Annotated in this window: 21 protein-coding genes and 1 tRNA gene; 12 read left to right on the forward strand and 10 right to left on the reverse strand. The window is 63.1% G+C overall.

Going from position 1 to position 25,024, the window contains the following annotated elements; translation table 11 throughout:
• Positions 1–82 precede the first annotated feature (82 nt).
• A complete protein-coding gene (locus tag NYQ88_RS10700) occupies positions 83–865 on the reverse strand; it encodes a hypothetical protein (RefSeq protein WP_275651134.1) in 783 nt (260 codons plus the stop codon).
• A 141-nt stretch (positions 866–1,006) separates the two neighbouring features.
• On the opposite strand from NYQ88_RS10700, the gene glmU reads away from it, so the two are divergent.
• From glmU to NYQ88_RS10715, 3 genes are all read left to right on the forward strand, one after another.
• The gene (glmU, locus tag NYQ88_RS10705) at positions 1,007–2,359 is read left to right on the forward strand and encodes a bifunctional UDP-N-acetylglucosamine diphosphorylase/glucosamine-1-phosphate N-acetyltransferase GlmU (RefSeq protein ID WP_275651135.1); all 1,353 of its coding nucleotides are present in this window, start codon (positions 1,007–1,009) and stop codon (positions 2,357–2,359) included.
• Position 2,360: 1 nt separating this feature from the next.
• Entirely contained in the window at positions 2,361–4,187 is a 1,827-nt protein-coding gene (gene glmS, locus NYQ88_RS10710) for a glutamine--fructose-6-phosphate transaminase (isomerizing) (RefSeq protein ID WP_275651136.1), read from the forward strand.
• 104 nt (positions 4,188–4,291) lie between these two features.
• Positions 4,292–5,455, forward strand: a complete 1,164-nt coding sequence (locus tag NYQ88_RS10715; RefSeq protein ID WP_275651137.1) for an FAD-dependent monooxygenase — start codon at positions 4,292–4,294, stop codon at positions 5,453–5,455.
• Positions 5,456–5,517: 62 nt separating this feature from the next.
• On the opposite strand, the gene NYQ88_RS10720 is transcribed toward NYQ88_RS10715, so the two are convergent.
• From NYQ88_RS10720 to NYQ88_RS10730, 3 genes are all read right to left on the reverse strand, one after another.
• Positions 5,518–6,240: an invasion associated locus B family protein gene (locus NYQ88_RS10720; protein WP_275651138.1), complete on the reverse strand. Its 723-nt coding sequence runs from the start codon at positions 6,238–6,240 to the stop codon at positions 5,518–5,520.
• Positions 6,241–6,385: 145 nt separating this feature from the next.
• Positions 6,386–9,871, reverse strand: a complete 3,486-nt coding sequence (gene mfd / locus NYQ88_RS10725; protein ID WP_275651139.1) for a transcription-repair coupling factor — start codon at positions 9,869–9,871, stop codon at positions 6,386–6,388.
• Entirely contained in the window at positions 9,868–10,146 is a 279-nt protein-coding gene (locus NYQ88_RS10730; RefSeq protein WP_275651140.1) for a succinate dehydrogenase assembly factor 2, read from the reverse strand. The genes mfd and NYQ88_RS10730 overlap by 4 nt, the downstream gene beginning before the upstream one ends.
• A gap of 418 nt (positions 10,147–10,564) precedes the next feature.
• Here NYQ88_RS10730 and recG point away from each other — a divergent pair, with 418 nt between their 5' ends.
• The 3 genes from recG to NYQ88_RS10745 all read left to right on the forward strand — a co-directional run bounded on the left by recG (position 10,565) and on the right by NYQ88_RS10745 (position 14,658).
• Positions 10,565–12,670, forward strand: coding sequence for an ATP-dependent DNA helicase RecG (gene recG / locus NYQ88_RS10735; RefSeq protein WP_275651141.1), 2,106 nt, complete (start codon positions 10,565–10,567; stop codon positions 12,668–12,670).
• 90 nt (positions 12,671–12,760) lie between these two features.
• A complete protein-coding gene (locus NYQ88_RS10740; RefSeq protein ID WP_345774585.1) occupies positions 12,761–13,690 on the forward strand; it encodes a TerC family protein in 930 nt (309 codons plus the stop codon).
• Positions 13,687–14,658 (forward strand): quinone oxidoreductase, encoded by a 972-nt coding sequence (locus NYQ88_RS10745; protein ID WP_275651142.1) that lies wholly within the window; start codon positions 13,687–13,689, stop codon positions 14,656–14,658. The genes NYQ88_RS10740 and NYQ88_RS10745 overlap by 4 nt, the downstream gene beginning before the upstream one ends.
• A 57-nt stretch (positions 14,659–14,715) precedes the next feature.
• Here the strand turns inward: NYQ88_RS10745 and NYQ88_RS10750 are convergent.
• Positions 14,716–14,805, reverse strand: a tRNA-Ser gene (locus NYQ88_RS10750).
• Positions 14,806–14,957: 152 nt separating this feature from the next.
• Between NYQ88_RS10750 and NYQ88_RS10755 the strand changes: the two genes are divergently transcribed.
• From NYQ88_RS10755 to NYQ88_RS10775, 5 genes are all read left to right on the forward strand, one after another.
• Positions 14,958–15,194: a hypothetical protein gene (locus NYQ88_RS10755; protein WP_275651143.1), complete on the forward strand. Its 237-nt coding sequence runs from the start codon at positions 14,958–14,960 to the stop codon at positions 15,192–15,194.
• A 118-nt stretch (positions 15,195–15,312) separates the two neighbouring features.
• Entirely contained in the window at positions 15,313–15,489 is a 177-nt protein-coding gene (locus NYQ88_RS10760; RefSeq protein ID WP_275606901.1) for a hypothetical protein, read from the forward strand.
• A 116-nt stretch (positions 15,490–15,605) separates the two neighbouring features.
• Positions 15,606–16,265, forward strand: coding sequence for a carboxyltransferase domain-containing protein (locus NYQ88_RS10765; RefSeq protein ID WP_275651144.1), 660 nt, complete (start codon positions 15,606–15,608; stop codon positions 16,263–16,265).
• Entirely contained in the window at positions 16,265–17,164 is a 900-nt protein-coding gene (locus NYQ88_RS10770; RefSeq protein ID WP_275651145.1) for a biotin-dependent carboxyltransferase family protein, read from the forward strand. Before NYQ88_RS10765 ends, NYQ88_RS10770 begins: the two co-directional genes overlap by 1 nt.
• The gene (locus tag NYQ88_RS10775) at positions 17,161–17,922 is read left to right on the forward strand and encodes a 5-oxoprolinase subunit PxpA (protein ID WP_275651146.1); all 762 of its coding nucleotides are present in this window, start codon (positions 17,161–17,163) and stop codon (positions 17,920–17,922) included. The genes NYQ88_RS10770 and NYQ88_RS10775 overlap by 4 nt, the downstream gene beginning before the upstream one ends.
• A 100-nt stretch (positions 17,923–18,022) precedes the next feature.
• On the opposite strand, the gene NYQ88_RS10780 is transcribed toward NYQ88_RS10775, so the two are convergent.
• From NYQ88_RS10780 to NYQ88_RS10800, 5 genes are all read right to left on the reverse strand, one after another.
• Positions 18,023–18,778, reverse strand: a complete 756-nt coding sequence (locus NYQ88_RS10780) for an ABC transporter ATP-binding protein (protein ID WP_275654902.1) — start codon at positions 18,776–18,778, stop codon at positions 18,023–18,025.
• A 14-nt stretch (positions 18,779–18,792) separates the two neighbouring features.
• Positions 18,793–19,557, reverse strand: a complete 765-nt coding sequence (locus NYQ88_RS10785; protein ID WP_275651147.1) for an ABC transporter ATP-binding protein — start codon at positions 19,555–19,557, stop codon at positions 18,793–18,795.
• A 9-nt stretch (positions 19,558–19,566) separates the two neighbouring features.
• Positions 19,567–20,694: a branched-chain amino acid ABC transporter permease gene (locus NYQ88_RS10790; protein WP_275654903.1), complete on the reverse strand. Its 1,128-nt coding sequence runs from the start codon at positions 20,692–20,694 to the stop codon at positions 19,567–19,569.
• 13 nt (positions 20,695–20,707) lie between these two features.
• Positions 20,708–21,739, reverse strand: coding sequence for a branched-chain amino acid ABC transporter permease (locus NYQ88_RS10795; RefSeq protein ID WP_275651148.1), 1,032 nt, complete (start codon positions 21,737–21,739; stop codon positions 20,708–20,710).
• Between the two features lie 116 nt (positions 21,740–21,855).
• Positions 21,856–23,214: a substrate-binding protein gene (locus NYQ88_RS10800; RefSeq protein WP_275651149.1), complete on the reverse strand. Its 1,359-nt coding sequence runs from the start codon at positions 23,212–23,214 to the stop codon at positions 21,856–21,858.
• A 177-nt stretch (positions 23,215–23,391) separates the two neighbouring features.
• On the opposite strand from NYQ88_RS10800, the gene NYQ88_RS10805 reads away from it, so the two are divergent.
• Complete coding sequence (locus tag NYQ88_RS10805; RefSeq protein WP_275651150.1) at positions 23,392–25,014, forward strand: helix-turn-helix domain-containing protein; 1,623 nt, start codon at positions 23,392–23,394, stop codon at positions 25,012–25,014.
• The last annotated feature ends 10 nt before the right edge of the window (positions 25,015–25,024 follow it).

Below are 25,024 nucleotides of genomic sequence, written 5' to 3' on the forward strand. Positions count from 1 at the left end.
AATAGTCAGGCAGCCCCCGGAGTCAATCGATAATCGGCGCAGATATGCCGAATAACCGCGTCTGGGGCGCTCTCCCACAGTTTTATAGCGCGAGCAGGGTCCCGACGTAATCAGTTGGGCTGCAGGAGACGTCCATCTGTTCGAGGCGCTGGCACATGATGCGGGCGTCGCCGGCCTGCGGAAACGGCCCGATGACGATCCGCTTGGCGCCTGGCGCATTGCCGTCGGCAACCACCGGGGTCAGCTCGCCGACCAGCGAGCCGAGCCGGACTTCGAGATCGCGCCACTGGGCTGCCGCGCTTTCGGGCGCGAAGGAGGGGCCGATGGCAATGCCATGGGCCGCAGGCATGATCGCCGTGGCGCCGGCAGAGGCGATCAGCGCCGGCAGGGGCTGGGACGCATCCTGCTGGGCCGCGGCCTGCTGGATGGGCACCTGGCGCACAAGCACCGAGCCGCCCTCGACCGGCTGCAAATCGCCACTCTGGGTGCCGATGGAGGCTGTGTAGGTCGAGCGGTCGATGCCCGAGCTTGCGGGCAGGGATTCGATAAGGTGCGGCACGCTCACTTCGAGGGCGCCGACGCGACGGGTCACGTCGCTGCCGGCCTGTTCCTGGAGGGAGAATCGGGCGTTAAAAACTTCATTGTCGCGTCTGAGGCGCGCCGATTCGGTGCGGAGCTCGGCAATTTCCTGCCGCAGCTGCACCAGCGAAGCGCCTTCGAGGCGCGATGTGTGCAGCCCGACGAGCAGCGAAGAGGGCAGTATTGCCGAGACATTTGCCCCGAAAACCGCCAGTCCACCGCACATCAGGGCAACAAGCCCCCAGTTGCGGACGTCAGTCTGACGGAATTGTTCCGATGTGCGCACCAATGACCGATCCTCGACATGCCTGCGAATCAAGGGCATTACGCCCAGGATTGTGCGGTATCAGTTATCTGTTCGCCAACTGTTACCGCCATAAAATAGTAGCAATGGGTGGCGAGAAGCCGCCCGAGGCGGAGTATGCGCATGACTGAACTGCTTTCCATCATTCTCGCAGCGGGCGAGGGGACGCGGATGAAGTCGCGCACCCCCAAGGTTCTTCACCCGGTCGGCGGGCTTCCGATCATTGCCCATGTTGCCCGTGCTGCGCGGGAAGCAGGATCCTCGCGGGTCGCACTTGTCACCGGTCCCCGTCATCAGGAAATCCGCGAAAGGGTCTCCGCGCTCGAGCCGGATATCGTTCATTTCGAACAGCCCGAGCCCAAGGGCACAGCCCATGCTGCCGCCATGGCGCGCGAGCTGTTCGACAGCGCCAGCGGCTATATCGCTGTTGTCTATGGTGACCACCCACTGCTGCGGGGCGTCAATTTCCGCACTGTCATCGATCGGCTCGACGCAGGCCTTGACGTGGCGATCCTCGGATTTGAGCCTAAGGATCCGACCGGTTATGGCCGCTTCATCACCGATGGCGAGCGCCTTCTGGCCATCCGCGAGCACAAGGATGCCACCGAGGAAGAGCGCCAGATCGGCCTCTGCAATGCCTGTATCCTAGCGTTCAAGGCGGAGGTTTTCCGCGATCTCATCGACAAGGTCGGCAATGACAATGCCCAGGGCGAATATTACCTGCCCGATCTCGTCGAGCTGGCCAATGCCGCCGGCAAAACGGTGGGCTATGGCATCGCGCCGGAGAATGACGTCATGGGCGTCAACGACCGCAGCCAGCTGGCACGCGCCGAGACGCTGTTCCAGGAGTTCCGCCGCGAGGAATTCATGAAGGCCGGCGTGACCCTGCGCGATCCGGCCAGCACATGGTTTTCCTGGGACACACAGATCGGAAAAGACGTCACCATCTTCCCCAATGTAGTTATTGGGGCCGGCGTCTCGATCGCCGATAATGTCGAGATCCGGGCCTTTTGCGATATCGAGGATGTCCGGATCGGGGAGGGGGCGACGCTCGGCCCCTTTGTGCGCATTCGTGGGGGGGCGGAATTGGGGCCGGACGTCCACTTGGGCAATTTCGTCGAGGTCAAAAAGTCTAAGATCGGCGCTGGCACCAAGGCTGGCCACCTGTCCTATCTCGGTGACGCCGAGATCGGGGAAAAGACCAATATCGGCGCCGGGACGATCACCTGTAATTATGACGGCGTGAACAAGGACAAGACCATTATCGGGGACAATGCCTTCATCGGCTCCAATGCCTCGCTGGTGGCGCCGGTCCGCATCGGCAATGGCGCCTATACCGCGTCGGGCAGCGTCATCACCGAAGATGTGCCCGATGGCGCCCTGGCGCTCGGCCGGGCCCGGCAGGAAAACAAGCCAGGCTATGCGGCCCGGCTCCGTGAAAAAGCGCTGGCGCGCAAAGCCGCCAAGGGGAAATGAGATGTGCGGGATTGTCGGAATTGTCGGTGACGCGCCGGTCGCGGGTCGCCTCGTCGATGCGCTGAAACGCCTCGAATATCGCGGCTACGACAGTGCTGGGGTGGCCACGCTCGAGGGTGGCGCGATCATGCGTCGCCGCGCCGAGGGCAAGCTGGGCAATCTCGCCCAAAAACTCAATTTCGAGCCGCTCGACGGCTTTGTCGGCATCGGTCACACGCGCTGGGCAACCCATGGCGCTCCCACCGAGACCAATGCCCATCCCCATGCAACCGATCGCGTCGCGGTCGTACACAATGGCATCATTGAGAATTTTCGCGAGCTGCTCGCCGATCTGGCTCAGGATGGCTATCTGCCCCAGACCCAGACCGACACGGAATCAGTGGCGCTCTGGGTGAGCCGCGAACTTGCCAATGGCGCCGATCCGGAACTCGCCGTTGCCCGGACGCTGAAAAAGCTGAAGGGCGCCTTTGCCCTGGCCTTCCTCTTCAAGGATCAGAACGGCCTGCTGATTGCGGCTCGCCACGGTGCGCCGTTGGCCATCGGCTATGGCGAGACCGAAATGTATCTGGGATCGGACGCGATGGCGCTGGCCCCGTTCACCTCGCGCCTCACCTATCTCGAAGACGGCGACTGGGCTGTCATCACGCCGCAGGGCGTCACCATTCGCGATGGTCGCGATGCGCTGGTGCAGCGTGAGCAGATGCTGTCGCAGGCCTCCGCCCTTCTCGTCGACAAGGGCAATCACCGCCATTTCATGGCCAAGGAAATCTACGAACAGCCCCAGACCATCTCTCACACCCTCAGCCACTATGTGGACATGGGCACCGAGAAGGTTGCTATCCGCGAGGCGCTGCCGTTCGACTTTTCCGACCTGACGCGCCTTACCATCAGCGCCTGCGGCACCGCCTATTATGCCGGCGCCGTCGCCAAATACTGGTTCGAGCGCTATGCCCGGCTGCCGGTGGACATCGATGTCGCCAGCGAGTTCCGTTATCGCGAGCCGCCGCTGGACAAGGGTGGGCTGTCGCTCTTCATCTCGCAGTCCGGCGAGACTGCCGACACGCTCGCCGCGCTGCGCTATTGCGCCGGGCAGGGCCAGCATGTGGCCAGCCTCGTCAACACGCTCGAATCCACCATTGCGCGTGAGTCCGGCGTCGTCTTCCCCATTCTGTGTGGTCCGGAAATCGGCGTTGCCTCCACCAAGGCGCTTACCGCTCAGCTCACCGCGCTGGCCAGCCTTGCCATCGCCGCCGGTCGCGCCCGTGGTGTGATCAGCGTCGAGCAGGAGCAGGAACTGGTGCAGGCGCTTGTCGCCCTGCCGTCTGCCGTCTCGACCGCACTCGGTGCAGAGGGGCAGATCGCCGACATTGCGAAGGGGCTCTCCAAGGCCAAGGATGTGCTCTATCTCGGGCGCGGTCCGATGTTCCCGATTGCCATGGAAGGCGCGTTAAAGCTAAAGGAAATCAGCTACATACACGCAGAAGGTTATGCTGCAGGTGAACTTAAGCATGGCCCCATCGCGCTTGTGGACGAAGCCATGCCGGTGATCGTCGTGGCGCCTTCCGACGAGCTCGTCGACAAGACCCTTTCCAATATGCAGGAAGTCGCTGCTCGCGGCGGAAAGATCATTCTCATCACTGACGAAGAGGGTGCAGAGAGCGTCGGGCACGGCGTTGCCGAGACGATCATCGTCCCGCACGTCCATAGTTTCGTGGCGCCGATCCTCGCCACCATCCCGGTACAGCTGCTCGCCTATCATACCGCTGTCTTCATGGGCACGGACGTCGATCAGCCGCGCAATCTGGCCAAATCGGTCACCGTGGAATAGCCGCTGCGGCATCACGCGAAGTGGTTTTGGCGGGTGCTCAGTGGTAGGACAGGGCTCGGGCACAGCGCGCCCGGCTCTTGTTCTGCAAGCTCAGGCGGACTGATATGACTGAGAAAGACGCCGACATCATCGTGGTGGGCGGGGGCCTTGCCGGCCTCGCGGCAGCGGTCAGCCTGGCCCGCGCCGGATATGACATCATCCACCTCGCGCCCAAGTCACCGCCGGATCGCCGCACCTCGGCGCTGATGATGCCCAGTGTCGCGTTTTTGCGTGACGCCGGACTCATTGATGAACCCGAGGGGCTCGGCAATCCGCTGACCGCCATCCGCATCATCGATGCCACGCCGCGCCTGATCCGGGCGCCCGAGACGCTGTTTGACGCGGCCGAAGCGGGCATGACCGCCTTCGGCTGGAATTTTGGAAATGCGCGGCTGCTTGAACAGTTTCAGTCCGCGGCGCCCGCCACCGGGTTGCGCACGCGGCACGAGGCCGTCACCGCCTATCGCCGAACCGATGGGCGGGGGATCGTCACCCTGTCGGACGGCACCGAGCTGGCGGCACCGCTGGTTGTCGGTGCCGATGGCAAGAAGTCGCTGATCCGCGCCGCCGCTGGCATCGCTACCCGGGAGCACCAGTTTTCCGAATCGGCGTTGGTCTGCGATCTTGAGCTCGGCCGCTCGATCGGCGGCACGTCCATAGAGTTTCACTATCCCCACGGCCCGTTCACCCTGGTTCCGGCCGGGGGCAATCGAGCCAATCTCGTCTGGATCGACGAGGAGGCCAGTTTGCGCGCGGCGCAGGCCGGTGGTGAGGAAAGCCTCCTTACTGCCCTCAGACAGCGGTCCCAGGGCCTTTTCGGTGCCATCACGCTGGCGTCGCCAAGTTTCATCTTCCCATTGAGCGTTCTCAGCGTCTCCGAGGCCGGACGCGAGGGCACTGTGCTGGTCGGCGAATCCGCCCATGCCTTCCCGCCGATCGGTGCACAGGGGCTCAATCTCGGCCTCCGCGACGTGGCCGATCTCGTCGCCGCGCTCGCCGCCACTGACAGGCACCGCAGTGATTGGGCCGAGGCGGTCAGCGCCGATTATGCCCGCCGCCGCAGCGGCGATCTCGCGCGCACCGGCGGCATGGTTGATGCCTTGTTCCGCTCGCTCCTCGCCGACATGCTGCCCAGTCAGATGCTCCGCGCTGGTGGGCTCTGGGCCCTCAAACTTCTGCCGCCACTGCGCCGAGAGGCCTTTGCGTTGGGCATGGGCCAGCGCTCCTGAGGCCAATAAAAAAAAGGGCGCGGCTGGAGCCACGCCCTTTTCCAATTCAATATCCGTCGCGCTTACTGCGCAGCAGGGGCTTCGGTGCCGGCTGCCGGGGCTGCGTCGCCCTGGGTGGTAAGCTGCTGGCGGAGGGCTTCTGCGCGGTCCTGCAGAACCTGCTCGAGAGCGTTTTCGCCCGTGGTTTCCTGACGGAACTGGTCGAAGGTCAGCGAGGTGTCGCTATCATAGGCTGCGGTGAAGCCGGCGAGCGTGATCTCGATGGTCAGATCTTCGTTCTGGCGGTTCTTGGCCGTCAGCTTGAGCGTGTTGCCGCGCTTCATCGAGTTCACATACTGCTCATTGATCACCAGCTGCGTGGCGCAGGAAGTGGGATCGCAGATCATGTAGGGCACGCGGACGGGCTTGGCACCGTCGATCTGCCAGGTCAGGCCGAAAGGCAGCAGCACCCCGAGCGGCACGGCGGCAACGGCGAGCAGGCGGCTTTCCTGGCCCGGATCGTCGCGCAGCAGGAACGAGCCGAGGAACTGACCATTGGCCAGAACCACCTGGCGCATGATGCAGGCCTTTTGCCCATCGGGCAGGGGATCGCAAACCTTGAGCCAGTTCTGCGAAGCCGACCCCGGCGTCGCGGCAGCAGCATTTGCAGCGGGAGCTTCAGCGGCAGGGGCTTCGGCAGCCGGCGCTTCAGCCGGCGGGGTAGCGTCCTGAGCGAAGGCCGACATCGGCGACATCATCAGTGCCACCGCCGTCATACCGGCAATGAGAGGTTTCCTGAATTCCATTGAAAGTCCTTGCCTTCCTTGGCGGTCCGGGTGGCGTCCACCACCGCAAAAATCTTGTCTGCCCTTCAAGGGCGCAATTCGGGCAATAACATGACCGATATCCCTTGCCAAAATATTATGACGCGGGATCGCATTAAAGCCCCCCTTACGCCCCATTTTCCGCCAGTTTCGCCAGTTTCGAAAGGATTGCGGCTGCCCCCTTGAGACGGTGCTCGGGGGTTGGCCAATTGCGCGCGAACACGAGTTTCTGATCGGGTTTGATGCGAACCTGGTTGGCGGGGTCGCTGACCAGACGCACGAGACCGACCGGATTGGGGAACTCATTGTTGCGCAGGGTCAGCACCGCACCCTTGGGGCCGGCATCGACCTTTTCGACATTGGCCTGGCGGCAGAGCGACTTGACGAGGATGACCTTGAGCAGCGCTTCCACCTCTTCGGGCAGCGGCCCGAAGCGGTCGATCAGCTCGGCGCCGGCCGCGTCGATATCGCGGATTTCGGTCAAATCACCCAGCTTGCGATAGAGCTGCATGCGCAGGGTGAGGTCGGGCACATAGTGCTCGGGAATCATCACCGGCATGCCCAGCGAGATATTCGGGCTCCACTCGTTGCGGTCTTCGTATTCCTCCTCGCCGCTCTTGAGCGCAGCGACCGCCTCTTCCAGCATCGACTGGTAGAGCTCGTAGCCGATTTCGCGAATGTGGCCGGACTGCTCGTCGCCGAGCAGATTGCCCGCGCCGCGAATGTCGAGGTCGTGGCTGGCCAGCTGGAAGCCGGCGCCGAGGCTCTCGAGCGATTGCAGCACACCGAGGCGCCGTTCGGCGGTATCGGTCAGCTTCTTGTCCGCCGGCACGGTGAAGAGGGCATAGGCGCGGGCCTTGGCCCGGCCGATGCGGCCGCGGATCTGATAAAGCTGCGCCAGGCCGAAATTGTCGGCCCGATGCACGATCAGCGTATTGGCGTTCGGAATATCGAGCCCCGATTCGACGATCGTGGTCGCCAGCAGCACGTCGAACTTGCCGTCATAGAAGGCGTTCATGATGTCGTCGAGCTCGCCGGGCGGCATCTGGCCATTGGCGATGACATAGCTGACTTCCGGCACCTGGGTGCGCAGGAACTCGGCGATATCGGGCTGATCCTTGATGCGCGGCACGACGTAAAAACTTTGCCCGCCGCGATATTTCTCGCGCAGCAGTGCCTCGCGGATCGAGAGCGGATCGAAGGGCGAGATGAAGGTGCGGATGGCGAGGCGGTCGACCGGCGGCGTCGCGAGGAGGCTCAGATCGCGCACCCCGGTCAGCGCCAGCTGCAGCGTGCGGGGAATCGGCGTCGCCGTCAGCGTCAGCACGTGGACATTGGCCTTGAGCTCCTTGAGGCGCTCCTTGTGGCCCACGCCGAAGTGCTGCTCTTCGTCGATGATGAGCAGCCCCAGATCCTTGAACTTGATGGTCTTCGACAACAGCGCATGGGTGCCGACGACGATGTCGACCTGACCCTCGGCGAGGCCTTCCTTGGTCGCCTTGAGCTCGGCAGCGCTGACCATGCGCGAGGCATGGCGCACATTGACCGGCAAGCCCTGAAAGCGTTCGGAGAAGGTCTTGAAGTGCTGGCGCGCCAGAAGCGTTGTCGGCACCACCACGGCGACCTGCTTGCCCGAGAGGGCCACGGCGAAGGCTGCGCGCAGCGCCACTTCGGTCTTGCCGAAGCCGACGTCGCCGCAGACCAGCCGGTCCATGACCTTGCCCGAGGTAATATCCTCGAATACCGCGCCAATGGCGTTGAGCTGGTCCTCGGTTTCCTCATAGGGGAAGCGGGCGGAGAATTCGTCATAGGCGCCGGGGTTGATCTCGACCACATCGGCCTTGGTGAGCAGGCGCTGCGCGGCCAGCTTGATGAGCTGTTCCGCCATTTCGCGGATGCGCTTCTTGAGCTTGCCCTTCTTGGCCTGCCAGGCCACGCCGCCGAGCTTGTCGAGCGTCACATTGCCGTCGTCGGCGCCATAGCGCGTCAGAAGCTCAATGTTCTCGACCGGCAGGTAGAGTTTTGTGTCGCCGCCATATTCGAGCTCGACGCATTCGTGCGGCGCACCACCGGCTTCGATCACCTTCAGACCGATAAACCGGCCGATACCGTGATCAACGTGGACGACGAGATCACCCGCCGAGAGCGAAGCCGCCTCGGTCAGCGCGTCAGATGCCTTCTTCTTGCGCTGCGGGCGCAGAATGCGTTCGCCCAGAATATCCTGCTCGGAAAGGACCAGCAGGTCCTTGGTGTCAAAGCCGGTTTCGAGCGGTAGCACGACCAGCGAAGTCGTATTGGCGCTGGTCGTCTCTGCGTCACGCCAGTTTTCAGCGAGGCGCGGATTGGTAAGGCCATGGTCCTTGAGCACCTGGGCCATGCGGTCGCGGGTGCCCGTGCTCCAGCAGGCGATGATGGTGCGGCGTCCGTTTCGGCGCTCTTCAAGCAGGCGATCAACCACCGACTGGAAGAGGTTGACGTCGGAGGCCAGCCGTTCGGCCGCAAAGCTTGGCGCGATATGTCCGCCGGCGTCGTCGCCGCGCTGGGTCTGGGGCGAGAGGAAGGGCGAAAGCTGGATAACCGAGGCGCCCGCCAATGCGTGTGGATGGGCGTCGATATCGTAGAGCAGCTCGGGCTTGATCGGCTTGTAAAGCGCGCCGCCACCAGCAATGGCGGGAGCTAGCCGCGCCGCCTCGCGCGCGTCGTAATAGTCCCGGATCTGCGCGGCGCGGTCGGTAAAGGCCTCGGCCACCTGGTCGTCAAAGACGAAGGGCGCATCGCCCACATAGTCGGCCAGCTGATCCATGTGGTCATAGAAAAACGGCAGCCAGTGCTCGGTACCCGAATAGCGCGCGCCGCCGCTGACGGAGGCATAGAGCGTGTCGTCAACCGTGTTGCCGCCAAAGGTCGCCGTATAGTTCTGCCGGAACCGCTTGATGGTCTCCTCGGTCAGCACCAGCTCGCTCATCGGCGTCAGGTCGATGCGCTTGAGATTACCCGTCGTGCGCTGGCTGTCAGGATCGAATGTGCGGATCGATTCCAGCTGGCTGCCGAAAAAGTCGAATCGAAGGGGGGCAGCAGCGCTGGCAGGATAGAGATCGACCAGTCCGCCGCGCACGGCATATTCGCCGCTCTCGCGCACGGTCGGAACGCGCAGATAGCCATTCCTGGACGCCCATGCGATGAGCTTTTCGCTATCGACCACCCGCCCCACAGCCGCCGAAAACGACATGGTCTCCACCACGTCGCGGGGCGGCAGTTTCTGGATCAGCGCGTTGACGGCGGTCAGCACAATCGTGCCCTTGGCCCCGCTGGTCAGCGCCGCCAGCGTGTTCATCCGTGCGGCAATGGTTACGTTATTGGGCGAGACGCGGTCATAGGGCAGACAGTCCCAGGCTGGCAGCGTCACCACATTGTGCCCGGGCAGCATGGCGCCCAGCACTTCGGCCATGCGCTGCAGGCGGCGGCCGTCGCGGGCCACGAATACCAGGGCGGCGGGATCGTCCGGCGCCGCTTTCAGCCGCTGCTCGATAAGCTTGGCCAGCACCATGGGCTGCATGCCATCGGGCACATTGGAGATGGTGCGGACCGGGGGCAGGGACGTCATGTCGTTCATTGGGAAATCCGTGCCTGATGGTCGGCGATCACCACTTCCAGAAATTCCAGATCCACATGGGCGGGCGGGTCTTCCTGCCGCATGATCCACTTGAGGAGTGGGGGATCTTCCTCATTCATCAACGCTTCGAGCCGATCGAGCGTTGCCGCGTCGAACCCTTCGATATTGGCGTCGCAGAACGGCCCGAGCACCAAATCCATTTCCTTGGTTCCCCGATGCCAGGCGCGATAGCGCAGGCGCTTGCGGCGAATAGCAATGTCCTCACCGGCCGTCATTTGACACCCATGATCCAAGTTTGTTCCCGATTTGGACATGTCTCTTACGCGGGTTGAACCCGAATGTCAGCCCTTTCCCGACCATGGGTCATCCTGCCCAACAACCCCCACCCTTGATCCCTCCCCACAAGGGGGAGGGAGACGACTGCCAGGCCAGTGCCCCGAAACCGCCCATCCACCGGCCAGACTTCCCTCCCCTTGACGGGGAGGGATTGAGGGTGGGGTGAAGAGAGCCACCGACCCACCTGTTCTGCACAAGCGAGACGGTCAGCGCCCCCAAGCCGCTCCACCCACCGGCCAGACCCCCCCCTTGAGGGGAGGGATGGGAGGGGGCGCTCTCCTCCTGTGCACACCTGCCTACCTCGCTCTGTTCTTCTCCTGTTCTTTTGTGCAACGCTTTGCCTAAGGAGAATCAAGCGTGCGTCCGGAAACCCTCCAGCCCCTGTTCAGATCGCTGCACACCATCAAGGGTGTCGGCGACAAGCTCGCCGCGCTGCTGACGCGCTTCTTCGGTGCGCCCGAGGGGCAGGAGGCCATTGTCCTCGATATCCTGATGCACATGCCCTCGGGCGTGGTCGATCGGCGCCGGCAGGTCGGCATCGGCGAGGCCTATCTCAACCAGATCGTCACGTTAAAGCTGCACATCGACCGCCATCAGCCGCCCCCGCAGGGCAAGCCGCATGTGCCCCATCGTGTCTTCGCCCATGATGAAACCGGCGACATCAGCCTTGTCTTCTTCCGTGCCCAGGGCGGCTGGGTCGAGAAGGCCCTGCCTATCGGCGAGGAGCGGTTCGTCTCGGGAAAGATCGACTTCTTCAATGGCGAGAAGCAGATCACCCACCCGGACTATATCGTCGAGCCGGAAAAGTTCGACAGCCTGCCGCTGGTCGAGCCGGTCTATCCGCTGACCAATGGTCTAAGCTCCAAGGCCCTCGCCAAGCTCGTCCGACAGGCGGTCGACACGATTCCTGAACTGCCCGAGTGGATCGACAGCGGAACGATGGCGCAGCGGAAATGGCCGAGCTTTGCCCATTCCATGCGCATGGTCCACCTGCCGGAAAACCCGGCTGATGCCGAGCTCTTCGCGCCCGCCCGCCAGCGCCTTGCCTATGACGAATATCTGGCCGGACAGATCACCCTGCAGCTCGTCCGCTCGAGCATGGTGTCGGTGCGCGGCACGTCACGTCGTTTTACCGGGGAAGTGACCGCAAAGGTCAGCAGCCTGTTACCCTTCACCCTCACCGAGGGCCAAACTGCCGCGCTTGGTGAGATCATGGCCGATCTCGCCGCGCCCGAGCGGATGTCGCGCCTCCTGCAGGGCGATGTCGGCTCCGGCAAGACCGTTGTAGCCCTCATGGCCATGGCCGCCATTGCCGAATCCGGCGCCCAATCGGCGCTGATGGCGCCCACCGAATTGCTGGCTTCCCAGCACTACAAGACCATCAAGCCGCTTTGCGACACCGCTGGTCTCGGCTGTGCGCTGCTTACCGGCAAGATGCCCGCTGCCGAGCGCCGAAAAATCCTCGCGGGCCTTGCCGATGGCTCCATCCACATCGCCGTCGGCACCCATGCGCTCTTCCAATCTGATATTGATTTCAAAGATCTGGGGCTGACTGTTGTCGATGAACAGCATCGCTTCGGCGTTCATCAGCGCCTCGCCCTGTCGGAAAAGGGCCGCCACACAGACCTCCTGGTGATGACCGCCACGCCGATCCCGCGCACGCTGGTTCTCACCCACTTCGGTGACATGGAAGTCAGCGTGCTGCGCGAAAAGCCGAAGGGTCGCCAGCCCATCGATACGGCGGTGATGTCGATCAATGATTATGATCGCGTCGTCGGCCGTCTCGTCGCCCGCCTCGGCGAAGGCGCGCAGGCTTATTGGGTCTGCCCGCTGGTGGAGGAAAGCGAAACGCTGGAAGTGGTCAGCGCCGAGGATCGCTTTGCCGAGTTGCGAAAAGTCTTCGGCGATCAGGTCGCCCTCGTCCACGGCCGCATGTCAGCCGCTGCCAAGCAGGAGGTCATGGGTCGATTCAAAGCCAATGAAATCAAGCTCTTGGTGGCAACAACTGTCATCGAGGTTGGCGTCGATGTGCCCAATGCGACGATCATGATCATCGAGCATTCCGAGCGCTTCGGCCTTGCCCAGCTCCACCAGCTTCGTGGCCGCGTCGGTCGTGGCTCGCAGCGCTCGGCCTGCCTCCTGCTTTACAAGGACCCGCTCAGCGAAACGGCGAAGGCCCGTCTCGAAACCATAAAATCCACCGAGGATGGGTTCGTGATTGCCGAGCGCGATCTCGAACTGCGCGGGCAGGGTGACATTCTGGGAACCCGGCAGTCCGGCATGCCCGGCTATCGCCTCGCTGTGCCGGACGTGCATCGGCACCTGCTCGAATTTGCCCATGACGACGCCAAGGCCCTGCTCAGCCGCAATCCAACGCTTTCCGGCGATGAAGGCGAAGCGGCGCGTACGTTGTTGTATCTGTTCAGAAAAGACCTCGCCATTCCGCTCATCCGGGCGGGCTGAAATTCGCCCGGAGCCAATCGGGGCTTCTCCATTGTGTCGAACAGTGACTAAATCTGAACTCAGCTGAGTTCATCCGACACGGAGCCTACCATGCTTGAGCTGCTGGCCGACCCCAATGTGTGGGTTGCCTTTGCCACCCTGACGGTCATGGAGATCGTCCTTGGCATCGATAATATCGTCTTCATTTCGGTTCTGGTTTCGCGCCTGCCGCGCGAACAGGCCGAGTTCGCCCGCAAGCTCGGCATTGGCCTGGCGCTGGTTTTCCGCATCATCCTCCTGTTCCTGATCAGCTGGATCGTTCAGCTGCAGGACCCCGTGTTTTCCGCCTTTGGCCAGGACTTCTCCTGGAAGGATATCATCCTGCTCGCTGGTGGCGGCTTCCTCATCTACAAGGCCACCCATGAGATGCATGCGGCCATCGAGGGTACGCATGAGGAAACCCTGACGGGCGCCGCTCAGGCATCTCTTCAGGCCATCCTCGTCCAGATCGTCGTGATCGACATGGTCTTTTCCATCGACTCGATCATCACGGCCGTGGGCATGGTGCCCGCCGATCAGGTCGCCGTCATGATCGCCGCCGTGCTCGTTGCCGTTGCGGTGATGTTTGTTGCCTCCGGTCCAATCGCAAAATTCGTGTCCGATCATCCGACCACGAAAATGCTGGCGCTGGCCTTCCTGTTGCTGATCGGCGTGACGCTGGTCGCCGACGGCCTCGGCTTCCACATTCCCAAGGGCTATATCTATTCGGCCATGGCCTTCTCGGTGCTGGTCGAAGCGGTCAACATCTTTGCCAAGCAGCGCAAAATGCGGGGCGGCGCGTCCCATCGCCATGAAGTGACGCCGTTCACCGGGGACACCGGTTCCGTATCCGCCGCCGAGGGCCTTGCTGCCGTCACCAACAGGGGCCGCGCACCAACGCCGGTCGCTTCGGTACCCCCGGCCGCAGAACCGCGAAAAACCCGCCCGCTTGCCCAATCTCGCCCAAAATCTGCACCGAGAAAGCCGAAGGCTCCCCGATGAATAACGCCGTTGTAATCAATCAGACTGGTGGTCCAGACGTCCTTACCCTGCAGGACTGGCCGATCGATGCGCCCGGGCCCGGTCAGGCGCGCATCCGGCACACCGCCATCGGCCTCAATTTCATCGACACCTATCAGCGCTCCGGCCTTTATCCCATGCCCCTGCCATTCGTCGGCGGCAATGAAGGGGCGGGGGTGGTCACAGCGCTCGGCCCCGACGTAACCGGTCTCAGCGTCGGACAGCGCGTCTGCTATCAGGGCCAGATCGGTGCCTATGCCGAGGAGCGGCTCGTTTCGGCAGATCGTCTCGTCCCGATCCCGGACGATATCGACGATGAAACCGCAGCCTCCGTCATGCTCAAGGGCCTTACCGCCTATTACCTGCTGTTCAAGACCTGGCCGGTGCAGCAGGGCGAAACCATCCTCTGGCACGCCGCGGCCGGCGGCACCGGTCTCATCGCCACCCAATGGGCGAAATCCCTCGGCGCCACGGTCATCGGCACCGCGGGAGGCCCGGACAAGGTGGCGCTCGCCCTTGCCCATGGCTGCGATCACGTCATCGACTATCGCGCCGAGGCTTTCGCGCCAAAAGTGCGCGAGCTCACCGGGGGCCGGGGCGTGGACGTCGTCTATGACGGCGTGGGCAAGGACACTTTCGAAGCGTCTCTCGACTGCCTGCGGCCGCGCGGCCTGATGGCCAGCTTCGGCAATGCCTCGGGCGTTGTTTCCATCCCGGACCTGACAGTCCTCTCTCGAAAGGGCTCGCTCTTTGTGACCCGTCCGACCGGGGCGCATTATCTCGCAGCGCGTGAGGACCTGCTCGCTGGCGCCGAAGCGCTCTTCGCCGCGATCCGCAGCGGCGCCATCAAGGTGGAAGCCGGCCGACGCTTCGCCCTGGCCGATGCCGCAGACGCGCACCGGGCCCTCGAAGGTCGCGAGACCACCGGCTCTGTCGTGCTGATTCCATAATCGAGACGGCGCTGCCGGTTCGTCCGGCGGCGTCACACCTGCTGCGATAAAATGGAATGGCGGGTAGAGAGGGATTCGAACCCCCGGAAGGCTTGCACCTTCGCCGGTTTTCAAGACCGGAGCAATCAACCACTCTGCCATCTACCCGTGCCCAGCCGTTTAGCCGGGCGAAGGTGCGCTGTCCAGTGGTCAGATGCCGGAGCGCGGCAGATCAGCCGAGTGTCCACGCCTACAGTTGCATTGCAGCGCAACGCTCGCTACAGCCTTGCCACCAATCAGGCGGATGACAGGTGGGTGCCATGAGCCGCAAGGAATTCGACGCGTCGCGCATGCGGCGGGCAAAACGCATTTTGGTCCGCTACGGGCTGACGGTGTTGACGGCCGAAAAGATGAAGGTTCACGGGCAGCCCGGCGGTCATGCGCTGCGCGATGACAAGAGCTACAAAATCATCCTTGGGGGCGAGCCGAAACCCTTTTCGGCTACTCTGGAAGATATTGAGGCTTATATCGAAAAGCTCGAGGCGGGCGAAGAATAGGTGGCGCTGCTGGACGTGGCAAGCAGCGCCATGACCCGACTTGGCACATTCTGTTATTTAAACGGTAACGGGAATCGCCGCACACTGAGCCCGTAGGCTCACAATGGAGGCGCGTATCGTGTTTACTCTCATCAACGCCGACGCCGACGAAGACGACGCCGAAATCACCGATCCCCAGGAAATCGCAGAGTTGTTTGCGGCCATCGCTGCCGTGGCAATCGAGAGCCTTGGCGCGTCCCAGGTTCGGGAGCTGTTCGATGCCGTGGTCGAGCAGGAGGGTCGTGAACCCAACTAGGGCCTTGATCTGAGGATAAAGGCCGGTGCCGCCACAAGGCGGCGCCGCAAGAAGGGAAGCCCGCCCGCCTAGCGCAACAGGGCTGAAGCAACGCCCTGGAGAGTACGGGATTTCCGATGATGTCGATTGCCCCGACAAGGCGGATGATCGTGCCTATGGGGGATTGCGGAATTCTCGTGCGCTTTGCAGCGCAGCTCGATGAGGCTGCCAATGCCGCCGCCATCGCATTCGCCGACACTCTGCTCGCTTCTCCGCCTGCGGGCGTCGAGGAGGTCGTGCCGAGCCTCGTCTCGGTATTTCTGCGCTACGATCCGCTCCACACCGATTTTGACACCGTCTGCGGCGAGCTACGCCTGCAACTGACCGGGCAACACAGTGCCCGGGCGCCGGATACCCACACGATCGGGATCATATTTGGCGGTTCCGACGGACCTGATCTTGCCGAGGTCGCGGGTGCATTGGCCCTCGATCCCGCGAGTTTCATCGCTCGCCACAATGCGGCGCCGCTCCGCGTGCTGGCGACAGGTTTTGCGCCCGGTTTTGTCTACTGCGGCTTTCACCCCGATGATCTCATCCTGCCGCGCAGGCAGAATGTGCGGCCGATGGTGCCGGCGGGCAGCGTGCTCTTTGCGGCTGGGCAGACGGCTATCGCGGCCACCGATATTCCCACCGGCTGGCACGTGATCGGCAGGACCGATTTTCGCAATTTCGACGCCCGCACCGATCCGCCCACCCAGCTGCGGGCGGGCGATTTCTTGACCTTCGAGGCTCGGTGATGACGCGGTTACGTATTGATCGCGCCGGTCCACTGGTCAGCCTTCAGGATCCTGGCCGGTTCGGCATGCTCAGCCATGGCATCAGCGCATCGGGACCCATGGATACCAAGAGCTTCGCCCGGGCCGGCCGCTGGGCGGGAGCCAGTGACGCGTCTGGCGTCGAATTCACCATGGCTGGCCTTGATCTCACTGTCCTCGATGGCGAAACCTTCGCCGGTTGGGACGGCGGAGGCTTTACGATCGGTCTCAATGGCGAGCTTCTCGACTGGCCCGGACAGACGCGGCTCGTTGCCGGCGACAGGCTCACCATCTCGGCGGGCCCCTATGGCAATTACGGCTATCTGCGGTTTGGCGGCCGGCTTGAAGTGAAGCCCGTGCTCGGCAGCATCGCCACCAGTACGCGGGCGCGTCTGGGTGGCCTCTCCGGTAAAACCCTTGCCGCTGGCGACGAACTGGTGCTTGAGGGCGAGGGCGGGGAGCCTCAGGCACCGGAGCCGATAGCCGTCGACGAGGGCCCGATCCGCTTTGTGTGGGGCCTCCACGCGGAAATGTTCTCTCCCGATGTGCGGCAGGCGTTTGTTGCAGCGGAGTTCAGGACCACGCCGACCATGGACCGCATGGGTGTACGCCTCGGCGACCCCGGCGGGGTCTTTGCCAACGAAAAGATCCTCTCGCTCGTGTCCGACCCGGTCGTGTCTGGCGACATCCAGATTCTGGGGGACGGGACCCCGATCGTGCTGATGCGGGATCACCAGCCCACGGGCGGCTATCCGCGGATCGGTACCGTCATCTCGGTCGACCTCTCGCGTTTCGCGCAGATCAGGCCCAATCGTGCCGTATCCTTCACCCCCGTCAGCCTCGCGAACGCGCATCGGATATTGCGGAGCCAATTGCCATGACGACAATCGATCTCAACGCCGATCTCGGCGAGGGCGTGGGCACGGACGACGACCTGCTCGATATCGTCTCCAGCGCCTCCATCGCCGGGGGCGGCCACGCCGGTGACGCGGCGACGATCCGGCATGTGCTCAAGAAGTGCAAGGCGCGGGGCGTGCGGGCCGGGGCGCATCCCGGCTATGTCGATCGCGCCCGGTTCGGGCGATTTCGCCTCGTCGTGCCGCTCGATACACTGCTGTCACAGGTGCGGGACCAGATCTTTCTCGTGCGCTATATCGCCGAGGAAGTCGGTGTGCCGCTGTCCTACGTCAAGCTGCATGGCGCCCTTGCCAATCAAACGGCCGAAGAGCTGGCCTTCGCCGTCGCGATTTTTGCCTCCATTCAGGCAATGGATGCAAAGATCGCCGTCCTTGCCCTCGACAATAGCGAACAGGTTCGGGCCGCCAATGCCGTTGGCGCCCCGCTGATCCGCGAGGCCTATGCCGATCGCGCCTACACGGCCGAGGGTCTGCTGGTCGCCCGGAGCGAGCCGGGTGCCGTCATCGAGGATACTGAGGCCGTTATCGCCCGCTGCCTGCGTCTGGCGCTGGCCGGAGAGATCGTGGCTATTGATGGGACGGTTCTGAAATCAAAGGCGCGATCGATATGCCTGCATGGCGATACGCCGGGTGCGGTCGATCTGGCGCGCGACGTGCGAGCGGCACTCGAAGCTGAGGGCATTACCATTGCCCCGGTGCCGCCGCTGGAAAATGTACCCTGAGTCCTTCGAGCGGGGAGAGGGTGAAATCGGCAACATGCCTTTAGAACCCAAAGAACCCAGGGTAACTCGTTGTTCCTGAAAGGTAAAACTTCCTCGCGTGTTAGATCGCGAGGTATTCGTGGCGAAGCTCGGCGTTGTCGAGCACTTCCTTGGCCGTGCCGCTGAACACCACTTCACCGGTGTCGAGAATGACGGCCCGGTCGGCCAGTTTCAGCGCGGCCACCGCGTTCTGCTCGACGATGACCGTCGTAATGCCGAGCGGCTTGATCGAATGCAGAATGCGTTCAATCTCGTGCACGATCACCGGGGCCAGCCCTTCATAGGGCTCATCGAGCAGCAGCAGTTTCAGGTCGCGGGCAAGCGCACGGGCGATGGCCAGCATCTGCTGCTCGCCGCCCGAAAGCGTCACACCTTCCTGCGTGCGGCGTTCGGCAAGGCGCGGAAAACTCTCGTAGATCTGCTCGAGGCTCCAGCCATTGCCGGGCGCGACCTTGGCGAGGGCGATATTTTCCTCGACGGTCAGGCCCTGAATAATTCGACGGTCCTCGGGCACGAGCTGAATGCCGGCTCGCGCCGCCTCAAAACTCTTCATCTCGTGCACGGGGTTGCCGTCGAGCCAGATTTCCCCCTGGCGAAGCTGTGGATTGTCTGTTCGCGCAATGGTGCGCAGTGTGGATGACTTGCCCGCGCCGTTGCGGCCCAGGAGGGCGAGAATTTCGCCCTGTCGCACATCCAGGGACACGCCCTGGACGATGTAGCTTTCTCCGTAATAGGCGTGAACGTCCCGTACGGAGAAGAAAGGGCGGGTGGTTTCGATGTCGGCAGCGTGGCTGCCCGAGGCGACACTGGATTGCATGGCAACTGCGCTCATCAATGCGCTCCTCCGAGATAGGCTTCCTGCACCTTGGGATTGCCACGCACCTGATCGGGCGTGCCATCGGCGATGATGCGCCCCTGCGCGAGGACCGAGATCTTGTCGGCCAGCGAGAACACCACATGCATGTCGTGCTCGATGATCACCTTGGTCATGCCGCGGCTCTTGATCTTCTTGAGCAGCTCTATCGTGGTGTTGGTGTCGTGCCGGCTCATGCCGGCGGTCGGCTCGTCGAGCAGCAGCAGACGCGGATGCTGGATCAGGCACATGGCCAGTTCCATGCGCCGCTTGTCACCGCGCGAGAGAGACCCCGCCGGCGTGTCGCGCCGGTTCACCAGCCCGACATCTTCAAGCATGTGCAGCGCTTCTTCCCGGATGCCCGTCTCGCTCTCGAGCGCCCGCAGCATGTTGAGCCCGAAGTCGCCGTCGCGCTTGGCAAAGGCGGGGATCATCACATTGTGCAGCACCGAGAGATCGGAGAAGATTTCCGGCGTCTGGAACACGCGGGCAATACCCAGCTGGTTGATCTGGTGGGGCTTGCGCCCTGTCAGGATGGTGCCGTCGAAGACAACCTGGCCACTGGTCGGCGGCAGCTTGCCGATGATGACGTTGAGCAGGGTCGACTTGCCGGCGCCGTTTGGCCCGATGATCGCGTGGGTCTTGCCTTCCTCCACCTGGAGGTCGATGTCGGCGAGAGCATGCAGGCCCCCGAACCGCTTGTGCACGTCCGCCACATGCAGGACTACGTTGGTATCTGCCATTTTCTGATCCTACTCTGCAGCTTGGGTCTTGGTGGCGGCGCGGGGCGTGGCGCCCCGGCTGCGGAATGCGGCAGCGATGCGCCGCACGCCTTCCATGATGCCGCCGGGCAGGAAGATCACGATGACAACGAAGAGCAGGCCCAGGGTGAGGTGCCAGCCGTCGCCGACGAACTTGCTGATGACCTTGACCACGACGGAGTCGACACCTTCAGGCAGGAAGCTGAAGAAGCGGGCCAGGATGTTGTCATTGAGGGCCGAGAGAATGTTCTCGAAGTACTTGATCACCCAGGCGCCGATCACCGGCCCGATCAGCGTGCCAACGCCGCCGAGAATGGTCATCAGGACCACTTCGCCAGAGGCCGTCCACTGCATGCGTTCCGCACCGGCGAGCGGGTCGGTCACGGCGAGCAGGGCGCCCGCCAGGCCGGCATACATGCCCGAGATCACGAATGCCGAGAGGGCATAGGGACGGGTGTTGAAGCCGGTGAACTGCATGCGCGTCTGGTTGGACTTGATCGCCTTGAGCATCATGCCGAAGGGCGAGCCGGCCACGCGCTGGGCAAAGAAAAAGCCCAAAATCAGGAAGAATGCGCAGAAGTAGAACCCGCCATAGCCACCCAGCGACTGGCCGAGCAGCGTCGGGACGGGCTGGCCAACGAAGGTCTGGCCGACCGCAGCGTCGATGATACGCGGATCCGACAGGGTCAGCTGCAGGCCCGTCTCACCATTGGTGATCGGGGTCAGCACCGAATAGGCCAGATTATAGCTCATCTGGGCAAAGGCGAGCGTCAGGATCGAGAAGTAGATGCCGGTCCGACGCAGGCTGAGGAAGCCGATCACGAGGGCAAAGAGCCCGGAGACGATCACGGCAAAGAACAGGGCAGGGATGGCATCAAGCGTGAACAGCTTGAACGACCAGACCGCCGTATAGGAGCCGACTCCGAAGAAGGCAGCGTGCCCGAAGCTGAGATAGCCGGTGAGGCCGAACAGAATGTTGAAGCCGACGGCGAAGAGCCCGAAGATCATGAAGCGTTGCAAGAGATCCGGGTAGCCGGCACCGATTGGTGCCAGCCAGATCGGCATGGCGAGGACGACGACGGCGAAGCCGACAAGGAGCAAGAGGTCGTTGCGGGACATGAATTTGGTCACGTCAGGCCTCCATCACGCCGCGCCGGCCGAACAGGCCACGGGGACGAACGAGTAGAATTACGACGGCGACGAGATAGATGATGATCTGGTCGATGCCGGGGAAAATGGCCTTCACCTGGTTCATCGAGGCGAAGGATTGCAGGATGCCGAGCATGAAGCCGGCCGCGACTGCACCGGGCAGCGAGCCCATGCCGCCCACGACGACCACCACGAAGCTGAGGACCAGGAAGTCCATGCCGATGTGATAGTTCGGGGGCAGGAGCGGGGTGTACATCACGCCTGCCATGCCAGCGACGACGGCGGCCAGGCCGAACATGATGGTAAAGCGTCGGTCGATGTTGATGCCGAGCAGGCCCACGGTCTCGCGGTCCGCCATGCCGGCACGAACGACCATGCCGAAGGTGGTGAACTGGAGGAAGGCGAAGACGCCACCGATGACCACGCCGGCGAAGAGGAAGTAGACGAGGCGCCAGATCGGGTAGGTGATGACATTGGCCTGCATGCCCAGCCAGGCGCCAATATCGGCAGCGCCGCGCAGGTCCGTCGGCATGGGCTGGGGAATGGGGTTGGGGCCGTAAACGGACTTGATGACTTCCTGGGCCACGATGGCGAGACCGAAGGTCACCAGGATCTGCTCGGCGTGGGTGCGCTTGTAGAAGTGCTTGATGATGCCGCGCTCGAGCGCGATGCCGATCACCAGCATCACCGGGATCGTGATCAGGATCGAGAATGGAACTGAATAGTTGACCAGGACCGCTCCGAAATCACCGAGCCACGCCTGAACCAGGGGCTCGCGCACTTCCAGCGGCTGACCCCATGGAGAGAGCTTTTCGGGATCGATGGTCACCGTCTCCATGGTGAGGAACATGCGCACGGTGACGGCGCAGAAGGCTCCGAGCATGAAGAGGGCGCCATGGGCGAAATTGACGACGCCCAGGGTGCCGAACACCAGGGTCAGTCCGAGGGCGATAAGCGCATAGGCAGCGCCTTTATCGAGCCCGTTCAGGAATTGAAGAAATATGACTTCGAACATTGCATGCTCCGTTCAGCGACATGTCGCTGCAGCAGGCTCTGTAAGTGGACCCCGCCACCGCCGGACTTGTCCGACGGTGACGGGGCGCCCCCCTAAGAGTGCCTGATCAACTGGACTTAGGCGCAGAGCGGTGCCGGCTCTGCCGGTCCGAGCTCGCCACCGAAGATCGAGGCGTCGTAGGTGCTGACGTCGCGGCCCACTTCCTGAACCACGTTGAGAACGTCGAACTCGCTGGTGGGCGACTCATTGCCCTGCACAACCAGAACCGACTTCATGCACTGGTGGTCTTCGGCGCGGTAAAGCGTGCGACCATTGCCCATGCCGTCGAACTCGTGGCCTTCCAGCGCCTTGATGACTTCTGGCGGATAGAAGGTGCCGGCGCGTTCCACGGCATCTGCGTAGAGCAGCATCTGGACATAGGCCGTGTGAGCGGCCTGCGACGGCGGGGAGCCATAGGCTGCGCCGAAGGACTTGGTGAAGGCGATGGAGCCGGGGTCCTGCAGGTTCCAGTGCCAGTTCGAGGTGCCGAAGACGCCACGAACGGATTCGCCGGCGCCCTTGGCCATCAATTCGGAGATCAGCGGCGTGACGATCTCGAAGTTGTGGCCGTTTGCCTGGCGGTCGCGCATGCCGAACTGCACGGCCTGCGGCAGCGAGTTCACCATGTCGAGGCCATAGTGGTTGAGGATCAGCACGTCGGCGCCAGAATTGAGGATCGGCGTGAGGTACTGGGAATAGTCCGAGGAGCCGAGCGGGGTGCGCACAGCCGCGACGGTTTCCCAGCCGAGGGCCTCGGTTGCCGCCATGATCGACTCTTCCTGGGTCCAGCCCCAGGTGTAGTCGGCGGTCAGGTGGTAGGCGCGGCGCTGCTTGCCGTACTGCTCGCCCAGAACCGGGCCGAGAGCGATACCGGACTGGTAGGCGTTGAAGAAGTGACGGAAACCGTAGCGGCGCTTGTCCTTGCCGGTGGTGTCGTTGGAGTGGGTGAGGCCGGCCATGAAGATGATACCCATCTCCTGGCAGAGGCTCTGCACGGCGATGGCTTCACCCGAGGACGAACCGCCGGTGATCATGATGGCGCCGTCGCGTTCGATCATGCGGGTTGCGCCGGCACGCGCCACGTCGGACTTGGTCTGGCTGTCGGACGACACATAGCCGACCTTCTTGCCGAGAATGCCGTTGCCCTTGAGAGCGGTGGGGGTGAGGACGTTGATCAGCCCGCCATCGCCTTCGCCGTTCAGGTGGGCGATGGCCAGCTCGTAGGCCTTCTGCTCATCGGCACCTTCTTCCGCGTAGGCGCCAGTCAGGGGCAGGTTAAGCCCGATCGTGACGGTGTCGCCTGTGGGGTCGTTGCAGAACTCCTGTGCCCAAGCCCCCTTGGTGAACACCATGGGCGCTACGCCCGTGCCGATGATGCCGGCCATGCCGGTTTGCAATACCCTGCGGCGGGACAGCCCGCGCTTCAAAAGTGTCATAAAGCTCCTCCTTATGGCGCGGGGCCGCTGATACATTGTCAGCCACTCACCGCTGTCAGAGTTTCGTCACATTTGAAAAGGGGCGCAATATCCCGTTGTATTCATTGAATAATTCTGTAAATTGTTGTTCTGTATTTCACGGGTCTTCGTAAATTCGTTGACTGATGGGGGTGGGAAATGCGTGCGCCAATCGGATTTCGGATCAGTAACAGGCGGAAATCGCTGCGCATTTCGCAAGCAGCCCTGGCGCGCCAGATCGGCATCTCGCCGAGCTATCTGAACCTCATCGAGAACAACAAAAGGGACATTGCGGGCTCGCTGCTGCAGCGCGTGGCCCAATGTCTCGACATTGAAATCGGCGATCTCACCGGCGAAGCTGAACAAAAGCTGCTCCAGGATCTGGAAGAGGCCTATGCCGATCCAGCCGTCGAGTCGCTGCCATTCCAGCCGGACGAGCGGCGGCAGCTCGTGGCGCAATATCCGGCCAGTGCCATGGCCCTGGCGCGGATGCACCGCGCCTATATGGGGGCGGTGGCCGATGCTGATGCCTATGCCGATCGTCTCCGGTCAGACCCGCTCCTGGGGCAATTGCTGCATCAGGTCCTGTCCGGCATTACCGCCATCCGCTCTAGTGCTGAAATTCTCGAAGACGTTCAGGATCTCGACGACGCGGAACGCAGCCGGTTTCTCGGTGCGATCGGTCGCGAGACCCGGACGCTGAGCGAAGTGGCGCGCAGCCTCATCGGCCAGTTCGAGAGTTCTAGCCAGGCGGCGAGCAGCGTGTCGGCGCTGCGCGAAATCGATGACATGATCATCGAGCAGCAGAACCACTTTCCCCAGCTTGAGGACGCAGCCGTGCGGTTGCGGGTCGAGCTGGACGCGCAGGGGACGTTCGGCGTCGAAACCCTCGTCTCAGCGCTTGAAAGTGGATTTGGTGTCCGCACCATCATTGGCGGGCCACCGGACAGTCCCGATTTTCCCGGCCAGTACCGTTATCGTCCCGACGCGCGGATCATGTGGTTTCAGGGCTCGACGACCCTGGCGACACGTCAATTCCAATTGGCGCGCCTTTTTGGCGAGCTCTCCGCAGCAGATGTCCTGCGGCAGACCCTCGAGCTTGCCCGGCTCTCCACCGACAGGGCGCGTAGGCTGGCGGCGCGCGCACTCGGCTCCTATCTGGCGGGTGCTATCGTCTTTCCCTATTCGCGCTTTCTCGGCGAAGCGGAAGCCTGCGGTTACGATATCGATCGGCTGCGGCAGCGGTTTAACGGCAGTTTTGAGCAGATTGCCCATCGCCTCGTGTCGCTGCGACGTCCGGGAGAGGAGGGAATTCCCTTTGGCTTCCTGCGCTCCGACCCAGCCGGGCGGCTGACCAAGCATTTTCCGCTGCCCGGCCTCCTCTTGCCCAATACGGGTCACGCCTGTCCGCTCTGGGCCATCTATTGCGCCTTCCGACAGCCGGAGGCCATGCTGCGTCAGGTCGTCCAGTTCTCGGACGGGTCCCGCTACATGTTTCTCGCCCGCTCTTTGCAGCAGCGGCCGGCGTCCTTCCGCGAGCCAAACAATGTCGTCTCGGTCATGCTGGCCTGCGACGTGCTGCATGCCGACCGGACCGTCTATGGTCAGGGGCTCAATCTGCTCGATCAGGCGGCCGATGTCCCGGTCGGCCCTACCTGCCGGCTGTGCACGCGCCGCGATTGTGCGGCTCGGCAGGAGGAGGTGCTTTCTCCGGGCGGGCCCGTTTCGGCGACGCGGGTTCCGTTGGTGCCGCACGAATTCGGCCTTGGAGATTCAGCCTGATTACGATTTA

Source organism: Devosia sp. SD17-2 (assembly GCF_029201565.1).
Lineage (GTDB): Bacteria > Pseudomonadota > Alphaproteobacteria > Rhizobiales > Devosiaceae > Devosia.

What these genes read in the sequence shown, in the direction of transcription:
- glmU (WP_275651135.1), top strand. Translation starts at nt 1,007, where the DNA reads ATGACTGAACTGCTTTCCATCATTCTCGCAGCGGGCGAGGGGACGCGG.
- glmS (WP_275651136.1), top strand. Translation starts at nt 2,361, where the DNA reads ATGTGCGGGATTGTCGGAATTGTCGGTGACGCGCCGGTCGCGGGTCGC.
- NYQ88_RS10715 (WP_275651137.1), top strand. Translation starts at nt 4,292, where the DNA reads ATGACTGAGAAAGACGCCGACATCATCGTGGTGGGCGGGGGCCTTGCC.
- NYQ88_RS10720 (WP_275651138.1), bottom strand. Translation starts at nt 6,240, where the DNA reads ATGGAATTCAGGAAACCTCTCATTGCCGGTATGACGGCGGTGGCACTG.
- mfd (WP_275651139.1), bottom strand. Translation starts at nt 9,871, where the DNA reads ATGAACGACATGACGTCCCTGCCCCCGGTCCGCACCATCTCCAATGTG.
- NYQ88_RS10730 (WP_275651140.1), bottom strand. Translation starts at nt 10,146, where the DNA reads ATGACGGCCGGTGAGGACATTGCTATTCGCCGCAAGCGCCTGCGCTAT.
- NYQ88_RS10740 (WP_345774585.1), top strand. Translation starts at nt 12,761, where the DNA reads ATGCTTGAGCTGCTGGCCGACCCCAATGTGTGGGTTGCCTTTGCCACC.
- NYQ88_RS10745 (WP_275651142.1), top strand. Translation starts at nt 13,687, where the DNA reads ATGAATAACGCCGTTGTAATCAATCAGACTGGTGGTCCAGACGTCCTT.
- NYQ88_RS10755 (WP_275651143.1), top strand. Translation starts at nt 14,958, where the DNA reads ATGAGCCGCAAGGAATTCGACGCGTCGCGCATGCGGCGGGCAAAACGC.
- NYQ88_RS10765 (WP_275651144.1), top strand. Translation starts at nt 15,606, where the DNA reads ATGATGTCGATTGCCCCGACAAGGCGGATGATCGTGCCTATGGGGGAT.
- NYQ88_RS10770 (WP_275651145.1), top strand. Translation starts at nt 16,265, where the DNA reads ATGACGCGGTTACGTATTGATCGCGCCGGTCCACTGGTCAGCCTTCAG.
- NYQ88_RS10775 (WP_275651146.1), top strand. Translation starts at nt 17,161, where the DNA reads ATGACGACAATCGATCTCAACGCCGATCTCGGCGAGGGCGTGGGCACG.
- NYQ88_RS10780 (WP_275654902.1), bottom strand. Translation starts at nt 18,778, where the DNA reads ATGCAATCCAGTGTCGCCTCGGGCAGCCACGCTGCCGACATCGAAACC.
- NYQ88_RS10785 (WP_275651147.1), bottom strand. Translation starts at nt 19,557, where the DNA reads ATGGCAGATACCAACGTAGTCCTGCATGTGGCGGACGTGCACAAGCGG.
- NYQ88_RS10790 (WP_275654903.1), bottom strand. Translation starts at nt 20,694, where the DNA reads ATGTCCCGCAACGACCTCTTGCTCCTTGTCGGCTTCGCCGTCGTCGTC.
- NYQ88_RS10795 (WP_275651148.1), bottom strand. Translation starts at nt 21,739, where the DNA reads ATGTTCGAAGTCATATTTCTTCAATTCCTGAACGGGCTCGATAAAGGC.
- NYQ88_RS10800 (WP_275651149.1), bottom strand. Translation starts at nt 23,214, where the DNA reads ATGACACTTTTGAAGCGCGGGCTGTCCCGCCGCAGGGTATTGCAAACC.
- NYQ88_RS10805 (WP_275651150.1), top strand. Translation starts at nt 23,392, where the DNA reads ATGCGTGCGCCAATCGGATTTCGGATCAGTAACAGGCGGAAATCGCTG.